Origin of the sequence: Mucilaginibacter phyllosphaerae (assembly GCF_004378255.1) — a bacterium.
Taxonomy (GTDB): domain Bacteria; phylum Bacteroidota; class Bacteroidia; order Sphingobacteriales; family Sphingobacteriaceae; genus Mucilaginibacter; species Mucilaginibacter phyllosphaerae.
Genome location: NZ_SNQG01000004.1, coordinates 375868 through 397100 on the forward strand (window position 1 = coordinate 375868; position 21233 = coordinate 397100).

General features: G+C 45.5%; 12 protein-coding genes. 9 read left to right on the plus strand and 3 right to left on the minus strand.

All coding sequences use genetic code 11. From position 1 onward, the window contains the following. Positions 1–58 precede the first annotated feature (58 nt). The 4 genes from E2R65_RS12800 to E2R65_RS12815 all read left to right on the plus strand — a co-directional run bounded on the left by E2R65_RS12800 (position 59) and on the right by E2R65_RS12815 (position 5089). A complete protein-coding gene (locus E2R65_RS12800) occupies positions 59–949 on the plus strand; it encodes a PorP/SprF family type IX secretion system membrane protein (RefSeq protein WP_158285278.1) in 891 nt (296 codons plus the stop codon). Between the two features lie 278 nt (positions 950–1227). Further along, complete coding sequence (locus tag E2R65_RS12805) at positions 1228–3318, plus strand: ferritin-like domain-containing protein (protein ID WP_134336866.1); 2091 nt, start codon at positions 1228–1230, stop codon at positions 3316–3318. Positions 3319–3330: 12 nt separating this feature from the next. Continuing rightward, on the plus strand, positions 3331–4251 hold the full coding sequence (gene bufB / locus E2R65_RS12810; RefSeq protein WP_134336867.1) for an MNIO family bufferin maturase: 921 nt from the start codon (positions 3331–3333) through the stop codon (positions 4249–4251). Beyond that, complete coding sequence (locus tag E2R65_RS12815) at positions 4244–5089, plus strand: HvfC/BufC N-terminal domain-containing protein (protein ID WP_134336868.1); 846 nt, start codon at positions 4244–4246, stop codon at positions 5087–5089. The genes bufB and E2R65_RS12815 overlap by 8 nt, the downstream gene beginning before the upstream one ends. Here the strand turns inward: E2R65_RS12815 and E2R65_RS12820 are convergent. From E2R65_RS12820 to E2R65_RS12830, 3 genes are all read right to left on the minus strand, one after another. Continuing rightward, entirely contained in the window at positions 5086–6288 is a 1203-nt protein-coding gene (locus tag E2R65_RS12820; protein WP_134336869.1) for an MFS transporter, read from the minus strand. The two genes, E2R65_RS12815 and E2R65_RS12820, sit on opposite strands and share 4 nt — an antisense overlap. A 103-nt stretch (positions 6289–6391) precedes the next feature. Beyond that, a complete protein-coding gene (locus E2R65_RS12825; protein ID WP_134336870.1) occupies positions 6392–7720 on the minus strand; it encodes a sigma-54-dependent transcriptional regulator in 1329 nt (442 codons plus the stop codon). A 70-nt stretch (positions 7721–7790) separates the two neighbouring features. After that, positions 7791–11918 carry a hybrid sensor histidine kinase/response regulator transcription factor gene (locus E2R65_RS12830; protein ID WP_229704614.1) on the minus strand — a complete coding sequence of 1376 codons (4128 nt, stop codon included), beginning with the start codon at positions 11916–11918 and terminating at the stop codon, positions 7791–7793. Between the two features lie 327 nt (positions 11919–12245). Here E2R65_RS12830 and E2R65_RS12835 point away from each other — a divergent pair, with 327 nt between their 5' ends. The 5 genes from E2R65_RS12835 to E2R65_RS12855 are packed head-to-tail and all read left to right on the plus strand — an operon-like array spanning position 12246 to position 21231. Further along, complete coding sequence (locus tag E2R65_RS12835; RefSeq protein ID WP_134336871.1) at positions 12246–15209, plus strand: SusC/RagA family TonB-linked outer membrane protein; 2964 nt, start codon at positions 12246–12248, stop codon at positions 15207–15209. Positions 15210–15218: 9 nt separating this feature from the next. Next, a complete protein-coding gene (locus E2R65_RS12840) occupies positions 15219–16802 on the plus strand; it encodes a RagB/SusD family nutrient uptake outer membrane protein (protein WP_134336872.1) in 1584 nt (527 codons plus the stop codon). Positions 16803–16823: 21 nt separating this feature from the next. Then, on the plus strand, positions 16824–17897 hold the full coding sequence (locus E2R65_RS12845; protein ID WP_158285279.1) for a SusE domain-containing protein: 1074 nt from the start codon (positions 16824–16826) through the stop codon (positions 17895–17897). Positions 17898–17900: 3 nt separating this feature from the next. Continuing rightward, positions 17901–18935, plus strand: coding sequence for a glycoside hydrolase family 53 protein (locus E2R65_RS12850; RefSeq protein ID WP_134336874.1), 1035 nt, complete (start codon positions 17901–17903; stop codon positions 18933–18935). Between the two features lie 16 nt (positions 18936–18951). Continuing rightward, positions 18952–21231, plus strand: a complete 2280-nt coding sequence (locus tag E2R65_RS12855; protein ID WP_134336875.1) for a cellulase family glycosylhydrolase — start codon at positions 18952–18954, stop codon at positions 21229–21231. Positions 21232–21233 lie beyond the last annotated feature (2 nt).

Sequence of the window (21233 nt, forward strand, 5' to 3'; positions counted from 1 at the left end):
ATAAATGATGATTGGTGAGATAAGGATTTTTGTGTTTGCCTTCAATAAAAAACAAATTATGGTTGTACTAAGCTTGCTGCTGCTGATGAGCGGCAGCAAGCTTATGGCACAACAGCAAATTTATAGCTATACGCAATACGGCGACAACTTAACGCCTGTTAACCCGGCCTATTCTTTACTGGATAAGGCCGGTTCATTAAATTTTATGGGCCGTAAGCGCTTTGTAGGTATCGATGGTGCCCCAAGCAGTTTACTGCTTAGTGGCAGTTTACCGATAGAATCTATTGGTGGTGCGGCAGGTTTATACGTATTGAATGATCAGATCGCTGTTGAGAAGCAAATTGAGGTGAATGCCTTTTTTGCCAAAAGTATTCAGCTTACCGCTAAAAACTATTTATCGGTATCGCTAAATGCCGGGATCCGCAATTATGTGGGTAATTACTCTACCCTTGATTATTACGACCCACAGTTTAAAGATGATATCAGGGAAACCAGCCCAAACATCGGTTTTGGGGTGATGTTTTTTAGCGATAAGTATTATTTGGGCGTATCCGTACCCGAGCTTACTATCCGCAGTTTAGGTACCGCATCTGTACAGCAGGCAAACTACCTTAAAAGCCATTACTACTTTACCGGTGGTTACCTTGCAGATGTGGCCGATGATATAAAGTTTAAACCAACTACATTAGTATCATACGTAAATGGCTCGCCTTTATTAGCTGATTTTACAGGTACTTTTTATTTGAAAGAACAACTGGGTATTGGCGCGGGTTACCGTACCGATAAACGCGCATCCGGAATTATATCCATCACGACGGATACTTTCCGGATAGGGTATAGTTATCAGTTTGGTGTATCATCAAACAACCTGGGGGCCATTAATACGGCTACGCACGAGGTGAGTTTAAATTACCGTTTTGGTAAAACCGGCGAGCGTAAGTTGCTGTAAACTTACCCTCGGAAAAAGTAATGTACTTTTTGATGCAATGGCTGCATCGGGATTGATTTGTGTGACCGAGCTTTTGATTTTTGAATGATTACAACAGGGCAGTTACCGAAAAGCCTTTAACAGAGTAGGTATAAAATAACCTAAACCAACATTACATGGCTTGCCCGTTATCATAAATATTGCCGGGCAGCAATTATAATACGATCTGCACAGGCGCTATGCCTGTTGCAAGCATTGTATTTTCTTTCAGAATAAACTTAAACCTATAATACCTTATCATGAAAACAACGCTCCTGTTTACTGATGATAACCGGTTAATGAAGCGACCGGTATCTCACAAGGAAGTTGACGAGAAAGCCCTGCATGCTTTAGTGCAGTCTGCCGTCAATGTAGAACTATTTACCATCCCTTTGTACATGACATCGCTGTACTCGTTACAGGGGATGCATGAAATTAACAGCAAGGATAGCAACTTTTACCAGGGCCGTATGTGGCCTGGTATGGCTGCAACCGCGCACCCGCAAAATGCCAATGATAAGGCATTTAACGCCGTATTCAGTGTGTTTGTGGCCGAAATGCTTCACCTGCAGATCATCTCTAACCTGGCCAACGTAGTGGGTTACGAGCCTAAGTTTACCAGCGAACCTTTGCAGGACGAACACACCTTTGCCTGGAAATGTTATTCGCCGGACTCATCTGTTTTACCGGGGATCCTGGATTTTAAAGACACGATCAAAAGCACCAATATCAAGGTGAAATTAGGCCCGATGGATGAAGATCAGTGTAACTTATTCCTGGCGATAGAGCAAACCGAAAAAGCAGCACTGTCAGATATCGACCCGGCAAAAAAACACCTGTACGAGCATAAGGCGCCTTATCAAAACTGGAAAGAAGGCGACCCTTTACCTATGTTTGGATCTATAGGCAACATGTACCTGCAGTTGTGGAATTACCTTTCTATTGAATATGCAGATGGTACCACATTATGGGGTATCGTATTTAAAAAAGGGCTGGAAAAAGCTAAAGAGAAATCTGCAAAAAGCGGCAGCAAACAAGTTATTACTACCGCTTTACAAAAAGAGGTGTTTAACCCTGGCAGATTAGATAAAACAAAAAAAGCGAGCGACGAGTACCCGCTTATGCCAACCAGTATTGAGCATACCGAATCTGAAAAAGCTTTGTCGGATGTGCTTCATATGATCAATGGCATTACAGACCAGGGCGAGGGAGGAGGTGTTATCGAACACATACTGGCTCGCGTAAGTAAATCGCGTAATTTACAAACCCAACTCACGTTAACTGCCGTTAAAGATCAGTTTAGGCCAAGCTGCCCGGTACTGCGTAATAAATACCCATCATACAATGCAACAGGCCAGCAGATAGATTCGGCTAAAGCGGAGGCCCGCGGCCATTTTGGCGGCATGGATCACTTCGAAACTTTTCAGTATGTGTTAAAATTGATCAAATCGGGCGAAATATTTACCTGGGACCAATGGCATGCAAAGGGCAATAAGTGGTCGGCCAAGTTATTAGAAACCGTAGGTTACGACCCTAAACGTTATCCAAACCTACCATCGTCACAAGAAATTGCCGATGCTTTAAACAGGCTAAAGCAGAATGATGCAGACGGTAAAAATTATGATCTTTTCAGCCGTACCTCTACAGGTGCTATTGCAGGTGTAACACGCGTACTGAACGATTATTTTCAAAACCCCAAAACGGCATTCCCTTATCCTTCAATGGGTGGCTCGGGCGACAGGATGTCTATCTGCTGGGCTATTTTCGGTAAAATTCCCAATATAGCATTAGGTGTTACAGGGCCCGGTGACGAACCGCTTAACCGCCATAAACACTTATATCATGCCTGCCAGGGCTTAAACCTGGATGAGGATATTGTACGCGATCCGTCAACCTGCGCCCCGCCCGAACTGTTCCATACCTGTAAAGGCTCTAACGAATGTAAAGGCGAAGGTGGTTGCGGCTTTGTACAATCTGCCGCCGGTGGTGGTGGCTGTAATGGGTCTGCATCTTATACTTTTTTACAAAAGAAGGACGATAAGGTTTCGCCATACAGCCCGCCATCAGATAATTCATGCGGCGCTTTGGGCGGGTGCGCGGTGCCTATTTCTGCCTCGCAGATGTATCCTGCTATACTGGCACCTAATGAATACCAAATGCAGCTGAATGATTTTGGGCCTAAGCCTACCTATCAGCCGAGCCCTTTTGCAATTGTTAATTACCAACAAGGCGACCTGGTATATGATGTAGCCTGGAATGCTTATGCCGAAGTTTTGAAAAAGAGGGGCAAACCTGTTCCGCCAAAACCAAAACCAAGCGATCTGCGTTTGGTGTTCCCGCCATCAACCTAAACCATTATTGCCATGAGCATACTTAATCAACCACGCCTGGGCCTGCCAAATCTGGGCCTTGGCGTGGGTTTACGCAACAAGCATTTTAATTATCTGCTGAACAACCCGGCAGGGGTAGACTGGTTTGAGATCATCAGCGAAAACTTTATGGATGATTTTGGCTTTGCCAGCCACGTGCTGATGCATGTGCGCAAGCAGGTGCCGGTTGTAATGCATGGCGTATCGTTATCTGTTGGCAGTACCGACCCCATCAATTACGTTTATCTGCAAAAATTAAAGGCGCTGGCCGAGGTGGTTGAACCGGAATGGATCTCTGACCACCTGTGCTGGACGGGTGTTGCCTATACCAATACGCACGACCTGCTGCCCATGCCCATGACCGAAGAAAGCCTTGACCATGTGGCCGAACGGGTGCTGAAAATTCAGGATTACCTTAAACGCCCGCTGATACTGGAGAACCCCTCAACCTACCTGCAGTTTAAAGCATCAACCATGCCCGAGTGGGAGTTTTTATCAGCCCTGGCCAAAGAAACCGGCTGCGGCCTGCTGCTGGATGTAAACAACGTTTTTGTATCGGCACATAACCACGGTTTTGATGCCGTTAAATATATTGACAGCCTGCCGCATGAGCATATTGTGCAGATGCACCTGGCGGGCCCTACAGATTGCGGCGACCTGCTGGTAGATACGCATGACCAGCCTGTGCCGGCAAAGGTTTGGGAGTTATTTCATCAGGCGCACCAGTTAACGGGTGGTGTTAGTACCCTGCTGGAGTGGGACGCCAGGATCCCCGAGTATCCCGAACTGCTGGAAGAACTTTTTAAAGCACGTGAGGTATTAAAAGGAAATACACCGCAGCAGGGGGTGTACCGTTCACCACACCTGCCGGTACCTAACCCGGTAGATTTTCAATTGCAGGCATCAAATGGTTAAACAGGATACTGCCCTGCTGCAAAACTGGCTGCGTACAATAGTGATGGCGCCCGGCTTTTTAAAGCAAAAAATTGGTTTAGCCAATCATTTATACCAGGTTGATGAACAGGATGTAATAGTTGTTGGCGGCACAGCTACGATACAGGCGCGTTTAAATGTTTACAGTTCGGGCTATATGCTGCGTTTGCTGGATTGCATGTATGCAGATTATGCCATTAGTAAAAAGTTTATGGGCGATGAGCTGTTTGATAGCTTTGCAAAAGCCTACCTTATGTACCATCCTTCTACCTCGTTTACGTTGTATGATCTGGGCGCCGCCTTTCCGGATTTTTTGGATAAAACCAGGCCGCAGGCCGAAACAGTTGAGGATAACAGTTACTTTGAAATACCGGCAGCCTTAGCCCGGGTAGAACGTGCCCGGCAGGTAGCCATGCGCGCACCCGGAACGGAAAACGAGGCGGTTAATAATGCGGTAGTTGGTATGCATGATCTGTTTTTTGGCGGGATAAATATCAAAGTGCCGGAGTGCCTGCAGCTGCTGGAAATGGATTTACCGATGAAAGCCTTTTTTGAAGCCGTTTACCGCGAAGAAGAATATGAATTGCCTTTGCCGCAAAAAACCTTTATGGCCATTAGCCGCAAAAACTACCGGATAGTGGTAGAAGAGGTTACCGAAATGCAATTTTTACTGTTAAAGGCATGCCAGGATCAATCCTCTTTTTATGATGCTTTAGCAGCGCTAAAAACCAATGGTAAGGTAGCAGATAACCTGTTGGCAGATGCTTACTTATGGTTACTTTATTTTCAGGATTGCGGGTTTGTACAGGTAACCGGTTAAACTTCGGCCTCCATCAGCATATCGTGTTGCTGCTTTGGCGGTGTTTTAGGCCGGAATAGCATGTACACGATCGCTAAAATTGTAATTACCGCCGTAGCGTACAAAATACGCGGCACCATGCCAATCACATCCTGGTAAAACCAACCCGATACCAAAGCCCCTAAACCTATGCCTGCCTCTAAAGAAATATACATGGTGGCCATAGCTTTGCCCCGGTATTGCGGGTGGCTCAGGTCTACCGTCCAGGCGTTAAGGGCAGGGGAGAGGATGCCTGTAGCAATACCATAAACCACCCCGCCGGCCAGCAATCCTGCGGCGGTAGTTTCAAAGCCAATAATTACCAGCGCAATAACCAGCAGTACCAGCCCTGTGTTAATTACATAAATACGGCCATATTTATCAGATACCTTGCCTGCCACAAAACGTATCAGCAGCGAAGCAACTGTAAACACCATAAAAAATAAGCCTTTATTTACGATGCCTAAATGCTGGCTCCAATCGGGTATAACGGTAAGGATAGCGCCATAGGCTACATAAGCCAAAAGCGTTACCACAGCTGCCGGCAATACCTCAACCGCTATAATATCCCTGCGGGATATTTTAAGCAGCGCCAAGCTGAATTTTTGTTTTACCTTAAGCGTTTCCTTCATGTTCATCAGGATGATGATAGACATCAGCGCCAGGAATGATGAGGTGTAAAACAAGGTATTCAGCGAAAAATAAAGCCTGATGGTACTACCGATGGCCGGCCCTATAGCCAACCCCGTGCTAAAGCAGATGCCATGGAAGCCCAAAGCCTCGCCCCAGCGCTCTTTCGGAACGATATCTGCCACATAGGCCGCCGTAGCGGTGGGTTTAAACCCGGTAGAAAAACCGTGCAATAACCGGAGGAATAAAAAGCCGGATACACTGCTGAGTACCGGGTAAAGAAACCCGCACACAAAACAAACTAAGGATCCTACCGCCATAACCGGTACACGGCCAAGCGTATCTGTTAGCCTGCCGCTAAATGGGCGCGAAATGCCTGCTGTAAGCGTAAACAGCGCAATAATAAGCCCTTTATGCTCGCCGCCGCCTATACTGCTGAGGTAGGCAGGCAATTCGGGTATCAGCATATTAAAACTTGCCGAAAACAAAAGCGAGCTTAAGCAAACCAGTGCAAAATGTAAATTATAAATAGGGTGTACCGGTTTGGTCATAAACAAAAAAATATTGGCAGGTGTAGCGGCTTGTTTTAAAAAATAAACCGCCGCTTTAGTTGCCGCAAATTTAAAATTAACTGAACAGATAAATGGTATAAGGTTAATTTGTTAAATTATACTCATCTATTTTTCTGTAAAGCGTAGTTAGGCCGATGCCAAGCAAACGGGCGGTTTCGGTTTTGTTCCCTTTAGTGTAAGCCAGCACTTTACTGATGTGCTGCCGCTCGATACTTTGCAGATCGAGCGCATTGCTATCAGTAACCTGGTTATTAAAATGCGGGGGGAGGGTATTGGGCGTTAATATATCATCGGCCAGTATAACGGCGCGTTCCATCACGTTCTTTAATTCGCGAATATTCCCCTTCCATTGGTGTGTTTTTAGCAGGGTTAAAAAGTCGGAGTCAAATTTCACCTGCTTACCTGCGTTATCTGTAAAAAGTTTAAGGTAATATTTGGCCAGTAACTCAATATCGTCCTTACGCTCGTTAAGCGATGGCAGCGATATGGTAAACACCGAAAGCCGGTAAAAAAGGTCCAGCCTGAATTTTCCTTCTTCGGCTTCCTTCTGCAGGTCGCGGTTGGTGGCCGCCATAATGCGGATGTTTACCCTGGTGGTTTGGGTGTCGCCCAGTTTAATAAAAGTTTTGCTTTCTAACACCCGCAGTAGCTTGGCCTGCAGGTCCAGGCTCATTTCGCCTATTTCATCTAAAAATATGCTGCCGTGGTGCGCCTCTTCAAAAAGGCCTTTTTTATCTTTATTAGCCCCGCTAAATGCCCCTGCCTTGTAACCAAAAAGTTCGCTTTCCAGCAAGTCGCCGGTAAAGCTGCTGCAGTTAATGGCCACAAAGGGCATTTGCCTGCGCTGGCTCTCGTGGTGTATGGCCGATGCAAAAACTTCTTTACCCGTGCCGGTTTCGCCCAATAGTAAAACGGTGGTATCGGTGGCTGCTACCTTGCGGGCAAGGTTCACCGCTTCGACGATGGGTTTAGATTGCCCGATGATCTGTGCGAAGCTATGCCTGCTGTTTGCCTTTTTATCGGCGTTAAAGGTATTTTGCTGTATTTGGGCCTTTGCTGCCGCCTGGTTAAGCAGCGGGATGATCTTATCGTTATCATCACCCTTAACAATATAATTAAAGGCCCCGTTTTGGATAGATCGTACGCCATCATTAATAGTGCCGTAAGCGGTAAGGTTAATTACTTCTACATAGGGCTTTTTGCTTTTGATGGTCTTTACCAGGTCTACACCGTTTACGTCCGGAAGTTTTACATCGCTTATTACTACCTGTACATCTTCGCGCTCCAGTATTTTAAGCCCGTCCTTACCGTTGTAGGCCTGCATAACCGTAAAGCCCTCTAAACCGATGATGCGCGAAAGCAGATCGTTCAGTTTTTTTTCGTCGTCGATGATGAGCACGGTGTTTGCCATACAATGCAATATATAATTGGCGCAATATTAGAGTTAAACACTTACAGCTACAAATAATGTTGCAAGGGTTTTATTTTTTCAGGTCATTAATAAATTGCGAAGGGGTTTTACCAAACTCCTTTTTAAAAGCTTTGGTAAAGTACGATTGTGTTTGAATACCCACCCGCATCAATACTTCTGATATGGCAACATCCTCATGTGTGATGATGTAAACCGCTTTATTTAAACGGATGGTGCGAATAAATTCGATAATGGACTGCCCGGTAAGCCGTTTAATAAGTTCATATAATTTAGTGCGGCTCATGTTAAGGCTGTTGCATAAAAAATCAACATCAAGGGTAGGGTTTGCCAGGTGCGCTTCAATCACGGCAACCAGTTCATCCATAAACTGCTGATCCTTGCCCGAATGCACGATCTCCCGGGCATCCGCCTGCGAACTATGAGTATAGCGCTGTTTTAATTTCTCCTGCTGTAAAAATACATTACGAATGGTAAGCAGCAGCAGGTTGATGCTTACCGGTTTAGAGAAGTAAAAATCTGCGCCCGATTCTATGCCCTCTAATTTGGCTTCCAGCGAATCTTTTGCAGTAAGCAGAATAAAAGGGATATGTTTGGTTTGCTCATCCTGTTTAATGCGTTTACAAAGCGCTATACCGTTCATACCGGGCATCATCACATCGCTGATGATCATATTAGGGAAGTGTTCCTGCGCCAGGGCCAGCCCTTCGCGGCCATCCTTTGCTTCGATGATGTTGTAAACGCCCCCCAGTATTTCTTTTAAAAAAGTACGCAGTTCGGTATTATCCTCAACCAGTAAAATATGTTTTACTGCGGTGTTTGTACGTGCAGTGCCGGCCGGCTCCGGTAAGTCATGCTCTTCTGCCTGCTGAAAATCGGTGCTTACGCTTTCCAGCAGTACGGGTTTCTGGTTGCCTGCCCAAAGTTCATCTGCAGTATAGTCGGCCTCATCAACAGGTATCGTGATCAGGATCTCGGTACCGCTATTGCGCTCGCTGTACACATTAATGCAGCCCTTATGCAGCAGGGTAAGGGTTTTTACGAATGCCAGCCCGATGCCGGACCCTAAGTGCGACGACGTAATACGGTAATAGCGCTGAAAAAGGTGTTTAATAGATTCGGCAGAGATGCCTATACCGGTATCGGCCACCAAAATATACATCGCTTTTTTAGCCTGGTAAGTATTGGTTATCTTCAGTTCGTTTTGGTAGGATGGCGTAAATTCGCTTGCATCAAAAAATAGCTTTACGGTTATGGCACCGCCATCATTGGTGTATTTAAAAGCATTGTTTATCAGGTTAAGCAATATCTTTTCTAAAAGCTGCCTGTCAAAAAATATCTCTTTATCCCCGGTATCGTAATTTTGCAGGTTGAAATTCAGGTGTTTATGCTCTGCCCAAATGTTAAATTCATCGGTTATCTCTTCCATAAACACCGTGATATTGCCCGGAGTAACATTTAGTTTAAGGGCGCCCGATTCTGCCTTTCTAAAGTCCATCAGCTCGTTGATCAGGTTCATTAACCGGGTAGCATTGCGGTACATAAGTTGATAGGTGCGCGATTGCTCGGGATGTGTGCCTGTGCTTAACAGTTTTTCTAAAGGCCCCAGCAGCAGTGTTAGCGGTGTACGAAACTCGTGCGAAATATTAGTGAAGAATTGCAGCTGTAACTGATGCACTTCTTCTTTCTTTTGTTCTTCCAGTTTTTTCAGGTTCAGGTTTTGGCGATACCTGATCATATAATAAACGGCGGTTGCGGTAACCCCTAATATGAACAGCCTAAACCACCAGGTTAACCACCATGGCGGGCTTATGATGATCATAATTGATCTACCCGTGTTATTCCAGATGCCATCGTTATTGGCAGCTTTTACAGTGAAAGTGTACTCGCCCGGGTCAAGGTTGGTGTAAGATGCCTGCGGGCCGGTGGTGCTGTATTTAAAGCCTTTATCAAACCCGGTAAGCTTGTAGGCAAAGCGGTTATTTTCGGGCGCTAAGTAGTTAAGGGCGGCAAATGAAAAGGTTATGCTGGATTGCTGATAATTCAGTTTGATGCGGTTGGTAAGGCTGATGTCTTTTTCCAGAACCGAATCTTTGCCGGGCAATACCTCTTTGTTGAAGATCTGAAAACCGGTGATGTAAACCGTCGGCACGTAGGTATTGCTTTTGATCTGGCTGGGATAGAATGCATTAAAGCCATTTATCCCGCCAAAAAATAGCTGCCCCTTTTTGGTTTTCATTACGGCATTCACCTCAAATTCCATGGCCTGCAAGCCATCGCTGGTGTTATACTGATGCGCTTGCCTGGTAGCCGGGTTTAGCTTAATGAGGCCGTTGGAGGTAGAGATCCACAGGTTGTGATCATCATCTTCTTCAATACCCTTAATAAATTCGTGCCCCAGCCCTGCCTGCTGCGTAAAAAGCGAGAAGGTATTGCGCTGTTCATCATATTTATACAATCCCGACTGGCCTATCCATAAATTGCCGTTATGGTCGGTAAATATGGCGCGGATATCGGGTTTCTTGCTTTCTTTATCAAAGTAATGTTCAAACTCCTGCGATTGCTTGCGCAGGCAATTCAAACCGCCATCGTCTGTACCTATCCACAGGTTGCCTTTGGCATCTTCGTTAATAGCCACAATATTGTTGCCTTGTAACCTGGTTTTACCTGCAGGGGAGCTAATAATACGCTGAAATTGCCCTGTTGCCGGGTTAAAACGGTTTAAGCCGCCAAAGTATGTACCCACCCATAAGTTGCCGGCCTTATCCTGGTAGGTGTTCTGCACAAAATCTGATGAGATGGATGCGGGGTTTGCCGGGTTGTTTTTATAACTGACGAATGCGCCCGTAGCCGGGTTCATGAGGTTTAAACCGCCGCCCCAGGTGGCTATCCAAAGCCGTTTTTGGCTATCCTGGGTAATATCCAGTACGGCATCGCTGCTTAAGCTGGTAGGGGCATTTGCCTGATGCCGGTAGGTGATAAACGTTTGCCTTTGATGATTGAACAGGTTTAAACCGCCGCCATCTGTACCTACCCATATCTGGCCGGTATGGTATTCTTCAAAGCACTTAACATCGTTGTAGCTCAGGCTGTTGCCGGTTACTTCCTGCCGGTAAACAGCAAACTTTTTAATACCGGGGTTATACAAATTAACCCCGCCGCGGTGTGTGCCTATCCAAAAATTGCCTTGTTTGTCCTCAAATACGGCAGATATGGTGCGCTGGGTTAAACTGCCCGGTTTTGCCGGCTGATAGGTGTAATTGCTAAAGCTTTGTGTTGTTGGGTTAAACAAGTTCAGGCCGCCGTTAATAGTGCCTGCCCAGATGCGGCCTTGTTTATCGCAAAGTAAGCTTAAGATCTGGTCGTTACCCAGGCTGTTGGGGTTGGCATCGGTGTGGCGGTAGGTGCGGTAAGAGTTATCTGGTTTTATCACCAACAAGCCTTTGCCTTTTGTGCCCAGCCAGATATTGCCGCTTTTATCCTGCTGTATAAAATTAATGTTTAGCGCAGGGTTGTTGATGTGCGTTTTGAATTGTTTGGTTTTGGGGTTGTATTTTATCAAACCACCCGCGGTAGCTATCCAGATGTTGCCGGCATTGTCCTGGAGTATATAAGGGGCGTTTTGGGACGTTTCGGGGGCGTTTAAATGCCTAAATTTTCCGTTTTTTTTGTCTAAAATATGCACGCCTTTATCCGTGCAAACCCAAAGCTGGTGCCCGGCATCTTCCATCACACAATTGATAACATTGCCCGCCAGCCCGCCATTTTTACCCGGCTGATTGAAGTAGGATGTGAAGTTTTTGGTAGCTGCATTGTACCTGTTTAAGCCGTTAAGTGTGCCCACCCATAGGGTGTTTTGCTTATCGGTATATAAGCAGGTTATATAGTTATCGCTTAATGTAGTACTATCACCTTTATTGTTGCGGAAAACCGTCATCCGGTAACCGTCGTAAAGGTTTAGGCCGTCGCGTGTACCTATCCATACAAAGCCCCGGCTATCCTGTGTAATGCCCTGTATGGTACTGTTAGATAGCCCCTGCTCGTAATTAATGTGTTTAAAAGTAATATTTGGCAGTTGCCCAAAGCAGTAAACACTTATAAATATTAATATAGCAACAGGCATCAGCGCTTTGCAAGTGCAGGTAAAAACATAGCTGAAGCATGCCCTGATCGTATTCATACAAAATTGCGGCTGGCATATCTGTTAGTTGATAAAGTGCAGCCTTTAGCGTTTAATTTATAAATGTTTAATTGATCGGTTTATTTTTGCAAATATTCCGTTTTTATATTGTTTTACCCAATAAATATGCTGATTTGAACAATTTTTATGCTGATTTGAACAACAGTTTTAATAGCTGTGGTGCCTACATTGCAATCGATTTGTATTAGGCCAATTAAACCAAATTTACTTTTTATAAAAACAACTTTGCGATAATGTTGCGTTTATATAAGAGTATATTATCCGGTACCGCCTTACAAAATCACACAAACCAATTATAACCATTTAATGAAAAAACTTTATCTAAAACTAACACTTTTACTGGTGTTTATTTTCTCTGCATTATGTGTGCAGGCACAAACCGGCAGTGTAAGCGGGGTGGTGCTTGATGAAACAAACCAGCCATTGCCCGGTGCCACGGTATCCGTTGGCGACAAAGCCGCCATGACAACCGTTGAAGGTAAGTACAGCATTACCGGTTTACCCAATGGCAATGCTGTTTTAACCATCAGGTTTGTTGGTTACCAAACGGTGCAGCAAACTATTACCGTTAACGGCGAAACCCGGTTTAATACTACCCTTAAACCCAGCGCCACCGGCCTTAACGAAGTGGTGGTTATCGGTTATGGTTCGCAGCAAAAAAAGAATTTAACAGGAGCTATCTCTACAGTAACATCTAAAGATTTCCAAAAAGGCAGTATAACCACGCCCGAGCAATTGATTGCAGGCAAAGTACCGGGCATCAGCATTACGTCAAACGGTGGCGCGCCCGGCGCAGGCAGTACCATCAGGGTACGTGGCGGGGCATCACTTACGGCCAGTAACGACCCGCTGATTGTGGTGGACAACGTGCCGTTGAGCAATAACGCCATCTCGGGTGCTTCAAACCCGCTGAGTTTGATCAACCCGAACGATATTGAAACCTTTACGGTACTTAAAGATGCATCGGCAACCGCCATATACGGTTCAAGGGCATCTAACGGTGTAATACTAATTACTACAAAAAAAGGTACCTCAGGCGCAGCAAAGATCAATTTCAGCACGCAGGTATCGGCTTACAAGGTCGGCAGGCAGGTAGATGTGCTTTCGGCAGCACAGTTTCGCGAGTATGTAAACGCCAACGGCACACCGGCGCAAATTGCGCAATTGGGTACAGCTAATACCAACTGGCAGGATGAAATTTATCAGACATCATTAGGTACCGATAACAACCTTAGCATCAGCGGTACTTATAAAAGTATCCCTTACCGTGTATCGGGCGGTTACTTAAAGCAGGTGGGGGTGCTGGTAACCGATAAATTACAGCGTACCACCGGTGGTATCACCTTAAACCCGCGTTTGCTGGATAACCACTTAAAAATAGATGTTAATATTAAAGGTGCGCTTACCAATAGCCGCTTTGCTAACCAGGGTGCAATTGGTGCCGCTGTTTCTTTTGACCCCACACAGCCGGTTTATGTAAAAAACAATTTCGGTAATTATTTTGAATGGACAGATATTAACGGCGAGGTGCCAAACCCCAACGCTACACGTAACCCTATAGCTTTACTGGCGCAGCGTAATGATAACAGCGAGGTTAAACGCAGCTACGGCAACGCGCAGTTTGATTATTCGATGCATTTTTTACCGGAATTGCATGCCAATTTAAATTTAGGGTACGATGTATCTAACGGAAAGGGTACCACGTTTGTACCGGCAAATGCAGCCCAAAACTTTGCTGTAGGCGGTTTAAATAACAGATATCAGCAAAATGTAAATAATAAGGTTGCCGAGTTTTACCTTAACTACATTACCGATCTTAAAAGCATCAATAGTAACATCAACGTAACAGCCGGTTATGGTTATTATGATTTTTTAACTAAGATATTTTACTACCCAAGCCGCAATGCCAATGGCGATGTTGTTGCAGGGTCTGAACCGGCTTTTCCGTTTGATAAACCGCAGAATACGCTGATATCATACTATGGCCGTGCTATTTATACCTTAGCCGATAAGTACATTCTTGCAGCATCTATCCGTACAGACGGTTCATCAAGGTTTGCGCCCGAAAACAGGTGGGGTGTTTTCCCATCGGCAGCATTTACCTGGCGGGTTAGCCAGGAAAACTTCCTGAAAGAATCTAATACTTTAAGCGACTTAAAACTCCGTTTAAGTTATGGTATCACCGGCCAGCAGGAGGGAATTCCATATTATTCATACCTGCCAACTTATTCGTTGAGCGTTGCTGCCGCCAAATATCAGTTGGGCGATACTTTTTACGGGATGTATGCACCGGCCGCCTACGATAAATCCATCAAATGGGAGCAAACTGCTACCTATAATGCAGGTATTGATTTTGGTTTCCTGGGTAACCGTATTACCGGTAGTGTAGATGTTTACTTCAAAAGAACTAAAGATCTATTGAGTAATATCCCTATCCCGCTGGGCTCAAATTTCAGCAATACTATTACCACCAATGTGGGCAATATCGAAAATAAGGGTATTGAGTTTGCTTTAAACGGTACCATTATCCGCAAGCCTGATTTTACGTGGGAAGCAGGTTTTAATGCAACCTACAATAACAACAAAATAACCAATCTTACTGCCGTAAATAACCCCACTTTTCCGGGAAACGCTACCGGTAACATATCGGGTGGTACAGGTAACACGGTGCAAATTCAATCGGTAGGTTACAATACGTTCTCCTATTATCTGTATAAACAGGTTTATGATGCAGCGGGTAAACCGTTAGAAGGTATTTACCAGGATCTTAACGGCGATAATATTATTAACGAGAAAGACCTTTATCGTTTTAAATCATCTGTACCTAAATACATATTAGGTTTCAGCACACAGGCAACCTACAAAAAATGGTCGGTATCTACCGTGTTACGCGCCAACCTGGGCAATTATGTTTACAACAACGTAAAAGCCAATATAGGCGTAACCCGCAGCATCTTAAACCCGGCAGGTTACCTGGGGAATGCCAGCACCGAGATCTTTAGATCGGGCTTTGACAATAACCAGTATCTGAGTGATTACTATGTAGAGAACGCATCCTTTTTACGAATGGATAACCTGGGCCTATCTTATAACGCAGGTAAAATATTCGGCCCTAAAAATAATATCGGGCTGCGGTTAAATGCCAATTGCCAAAATGTATTTGTTATCACCAATTACTCGGGCCTCGATCCGGAAATAAGCACCGGTATCGATAACAATTTTTACCCAAGGCCGCGCACGTTTGTATTAGGTGTTAACCTTGATTTTTAAACTAAGACCATGAAAAAATTAAATTATATAATATGTTTATCTGCCCTGGTTATACTATCAGGCGGATGCCAGAAGGATCTGAACAGGGTGCCAACCAACGCCATTACAGCTGATGTTGCTTACGCTAACCCTGCAGGTTATAAACAGGTGCTGGCCAAAATGTATGGTGCATTTGCGTTAACCGGCAACGGTGGCCCGGATGCAGCAACGGGCGATATTGCCGGTATCGATCAGGGAACGTCGGACTTTTTACGCCTGTTCTGGAATTTTCAGGAATTGACTACCGACGAGGCAGCCATTGTTTGGAATGACCCGGGTTTGCAGGATTTTCACCTGATGAACTGGACATCTACTAACGTACTGATCCGTGGTTTGTATAGCCGTAGCATGTACCACATTACTGCCTGTAACGAGTTTATCCGCGAGTCTACAGATGCTAAGTTAAGCAGCCGTAATATTACCGGTGCAGAGGCTGATAACATTCGCCATTACCAGGCCGAAGTAAGGTTTTTAAGAGCGTACGAATATTGGGTATTGCTGGATATGTTCGGTAACCCGCCGTTTGTGACCGAAAATGACCCGATAGGCGGCAAGTTTATCCCAAAACAGATAAAGCGTGCAGACTTGTTCGCATACATCGAAACGGAACTGAAAGCGATAGAGCCTTTACTGGTTGACGCAAAACAGAATGAGTATGGGCGTGCCGATAAAGCAGCGGCTAATGCGTTGCTGGCACGGCTTTACCTGAATGCGGAGGTTTACACAGGCCAGGGCCGTTATACCGATGCTGCTGTTACGGCGCAAAAGGTTATAGGCTCCGGTTATTCCTTAAACCCAACGTATGCTAACCTGTTTTTGGGTGATAATAATGTTAACAACCCCGAGACTATCCTGGCGCTGAATTATGATGGTGTAAACACCCAAAGCTATGGCGGTACCACTTACCTAATCAACGCTGCTATTAATTCCGCGCTCGACCCTAAAAAATTTGGTGTACCAAACGGCGGGTGGGGCGGTATGCGCTCAACCAAAAATCTGCCTTTGTTATTTGCAGATTATAGCGGCGCAACAGATAAACGCGCCATGTTTGCAGGCAGCAATATAGAAATGACAGACCTGACGGTTTATACCGATGGCCTGGCCGTAACCAAATTTAAAAACATTACCTCGGGTGGCCAAACGCCCGCTTCGGCTAATGGTGTTTATGCATCAACAGATTTCCCGCTGTTCCGCCTGGCAGAAATGTACCTGATTTATGCGGAAGCAGTAAAACGTGGTGGTACAGGGTCAGACCAAACCGGTGTTGATTATATAAACCTGCTGCGTACCCGTGCTTACGGCAATAACAGCGGCAACATCAGTTCATATAGCCTTAATGATGTGCTTGATGAACGTGGACGCGAATTGTACTGGGAAGGTTTTCGCAGGAGCGATCTGATCCGTTACGGCAGGTTCACAGGCGATAATTACCTTTGGCCCTGGAAAGGCGGCGTTAAAAACGGCAGGGGGGTAGAAGCTTATCGCGTGTTGTTTCCGCTGCCCTCATCAGATATCATCTCCAATCCAAACCTTGTTCAAAACACCGGCTATTAATCATACATGATCTATACAGATATGAAAAGTAATTTTATGAAAACCATATTCGGCGTGTTTGCAGTGCTGCTTGTTATCAGCAGCTGCAAAAGGGACGATATCATGGTTAAATCAACCGATGGTACCGCACCTGCATTAACCGCATCTGCCAACACCCTGGTATTAAGCAGTGATAACGCAGCCAGCGAAGCTGTTGCATTTAACTTTAACAAAGCCAGCTACGGCTACAGCGCAGCAGTATTATATACACTACAGCTGGATAAGGAAGGTAATAACTTTGCCGCACCAAAAGAGTACACCATTGATGCATCGGCAAACACCCAAAAGCTTACCGTTGGCGATTTAAACAATTCACTGGCTTTAATGGGATACGCAGCAGGTAGGGCTTCCGGTTTGGAAGCCCGTATAAAATCGGAATTGCGGGCAGGTGTGGGTACGCTTTACAGTAATGTGCTTAAGCTTACCGTAACCACCTATTCTGTAATCATTGCTTACCCATCATTATACGTACCGGGCGCTTACCAGGGCTGGACACCGGCTACTGCGGCTAAGGTTGCATCCGTAGCCGACAATGGGAAATATGAAGGTTATGTGGATTTTACTGCTGCTACCGACTTTAATTTTAAATATACGGCAGATACCGAATGGAAACTGCAATACGGATGGGCCAGCAGTAGCAATACCGGCACCACAGCAGAGGGTACTTTTGCTGCCGGTGCAAGCGGAAATTTATTTGTACCGTCTGCCGGTTATTATTTGCTAAAGGCTGATACCAAGGCAAATACCTGGAACGCAACTAAAACTACCTTTGGTGTAGTTGGTGATGCTACACCGAACGGATGGGACAAGGATACCAACATGACTTATGACCCGGCTACCAAACAATGGAAGGTGACGGTAAATTTAACTGCCGGTAAGATCAAGTTTAGGGCTAATGGCGCCTGGGTAATTCAGTATGGTAATAAGAAAACTAATCCTACTAACTTTTTAGAGTTTGAAGGGGCAGATATCCCGGTTACTGTTGCAGGTAATTATACCATTATACTGGATCTGAGTAATCCGGGTAATTACATGTATTCGCTAAACAAAAACTAAATCATGAGAAAATTATTTATAGCCATAGGTATTATAAGTGCTTCATTAATAGGTAGCTGTACTAAGGATATTACCGCGCCGGATTTTCCGGATGAACCGCTTGCCGCCAATTTTGCTAAAGGCGCAGATGTAAGCTGGGTAACCGAAATGGAAAACAGCGGCCTTAAATTTTATAATAACGCTGGTACACAACAGGATCTGCTGCAGATCCTGAAGGATAAAGGCATCAATTCCATTCGTTTACGTGCCTGGGTTAACCCGGCAAGCCAGTGGAGCAGTACTGCCGATGTGGTGGCCAAAGCCGTAAGGGCCAAAGCCATGGGTTTCCGCATTATGCTTGATCTGCATTACAGCGATACCTGGGCCGATCCTGCAGCGCAGGCTAAACCCGCCGCATGGGCAAACCAGGATTTTGCTGCGCTAAAAACCTCGGTTACCAACTACACTATTGGCATCATGAACGCCCTTAAAACGGCAAATATCGCCCCTGAATGGGTGCAAATTGGTAACGAAACCAACAACGGCATGCTTTGGGAAGATGGCAAGGCATCCGTCAACATGAAAAACTATGCCGAACTGGTGCAGGCCGGTTATGCCGCGGTAAAAAGTGTAAATAGCAGCAGCAAGGTTATTGTGCATTTGTCCAATGGTTTCGATAACACGCTGTTCCGTTTCATATTTGACGGCTTGAAGGCCAATGGCGCCAATTGGGATGTAACGGGTATGTCGTTATACCCTACAGCAGATAACTGGCGCAGCCTGAACATCCAGTGCCTGGCCAATATGAATGATATGGTAACCCGCTACGGTAAAGAAGTAATGATTTGCGAAGTGGGTATGCCGGCAACAGAGGCCACTGCTTCAAAAGCATTTTTAACAGATATCATCAGGAAGAATAACAGCCTTGCCGGTGGCAAGGGCCTGGGCGTATTTTACTGGGAGCCCGAAGCCTATAACGATTGGCAGGGATATAAATTAGGCGCGTTTGACGCAACCGGCAAACCTACTGCCGCCATGGATGCGTTTTTATTAAAGTAGTTGTAAACACCAGCTGATGAAATTTAAGGCTTTAATAGTTTTAACCTGCTTATACCTGTATTGCCCGGGCGGTATTGCCCGGGCGCAAACAGGTGTGCCAAAGCATAAGGCCAACGAGATCTATATAGATGCCAAAGGCGTGATGCGGCTGCAAAGGGATGATAAACAAGCCAGCTTTTTTGGGGTAAACTATACTATTCCGTTTGCTTATGGTTACCGGTCGCATAAAAAACTGGGCCTTGATATTGAAAAGGCCATTGATGCCGATGTGTATCACCTGGCGCGTTTGGGCATAACTGCCTTTAGGGTGCACGTTTGGGATACCGAGATCAGCGACTCGCTGGGTAATTTAAAACAGAACGAGCATCTGCGGTTATTTGATTACCTGTTATCTAAATTAGAGGAACGGGGCATCCGCATCATCATTACGCCCATTGCTTTCTGGGGCAACGGCTATCCCGATAAGGATGAGCGTACCGGCAGCTTTTCTGATGTTTACGGCAAGGATGCGGCGCTGATAAACCAACGTGCCATTGCCGCGCAAGAGCGTTATCTGCAGCAGTTTTTTAAACACATTAATCCATACACTAAAAAAACCTATGTGGCAGATAGGTTTGTTATCGCTACCGAGATCAATAACGAGCCGCACCACAGCGGGGCGAAAGAACTGGCCACAGCTTATGTAAACCGCATGATGGCCGCCATTAAAAGCACCGGATGGACCAAACCCGTATTTTACAACATCAGCGAGTCGCCTTATTATGCGGATGCTATTGCAGCATCAAATGCCAATGGCTTCAGCTTTCAGTGGTATCCAACCGGGTTGGTATCCGGCCACCAACAGTTGGGTAATATGCTGCCCAATGTCGATCGTTATATGATCCCGTTTGATACTATCCCTGCGTTTAATAACAAGGCGCGGATGATCTATGAATTTGATGCCGGTGATGTACTGCAATCTTATATGTATCCGGCCATGGCGCGCAGTTTTAAAACGGCAGGTTTCCAGTGGGCAACCCAGTTTGCTTATGACCCTATGGGCACGGCCTATGCCAATACCGAATACCAAACACATTACCTTAACCTGGCTTACACGCCCTCAAAAGCCATCAGCTTGCTTATTGCAGGCAAGGTTTTTCAGCAGGTGCCTATGTACAAATCTTACGGCGTTTACCCTGCAGATACCGCATTCAGCGTATTTAGAGTGAGCTATAAGCAGCAACTAAGCGAAATGAATGCGCCTGCAAAATTTTATTATTCTAACACAACCACATCATTACCCATACAGCCTAAGCTGTTGCAGCATTTAGCCGGCGTGGGCTCGTCACCGGTTGTAAAATACAACGGCACCGGGGCTTACTTTTTAGATAAGGTAGCCAACGGCGTATGGCGCCTGGAGGTGATGCCGGATGCCACTAAAGTTCGCGACCCGTTTGAAAGGACTTCTTTAGACAGGGCCGTAACAGTTATCAGTACCCAAGCCAGGGATATGAAGATCAGCCTTGCCGATTTAGGCGGCGTTTTCAGTATCACTCAGATGAATAAAAAGGATATATCGGCACAGGCAAAAAACGGTAACATCCTTATAAAACCCGGCGTTTACCTGCTTAAACGCAAAAGAGCGGCATTCAATTCATTTAATGCTGAGGGTAAAATAGGCAGCCTGCGTATAAAGGAATATTATGCGCCGGCACCTACACAAGGCTACCAGGCTAACAAAGCGCAAGCTTTACCGGCAGTTGCTTCATCTGCTCCAAACGGCAGTATCCGCCTTTATGAGCCTGCCGCCAACCGGGCAACGGCAACCGTTTACTCACCCGAATGGAAAAGCGATACTTACGATTATATAACCGGCCCGCAGGGTAATATGCTGCTTAATTTAAAGCATCTGTTTGGTGCTAAAGCGGGGGGAGCAGAGGTGTTTGTAAAGCCTGTATTTACAGCAAACCAGTACAGGATGGATGAATTCAGATCCATCATCATTAATGCCGCTGCAGATACCCTGACGGAACTTAAGGTTACCCTGGTTGATGAAGATGCTAATGCTTACAGTGCTGTTGTGAAAATTGATAAGCAGTTCAGGCAGTTCCGCATTCCCTTATCATCGCTTAAAAAGGATGAACTGGTTTTACTGCCGCGGCCATACCCGGGTTTCCAGGCATTCAGCTTTAAAACGCCCGGCAATACAGCTTTCAGGCTTGGTAAAACAGAAAAGTTACAAATTATAATTCCGGGTGAATTCCGGCATAAATTCTCCGTTCAGCTTGGCGAAGTACGCTTAGAAACAACAAACTAAAA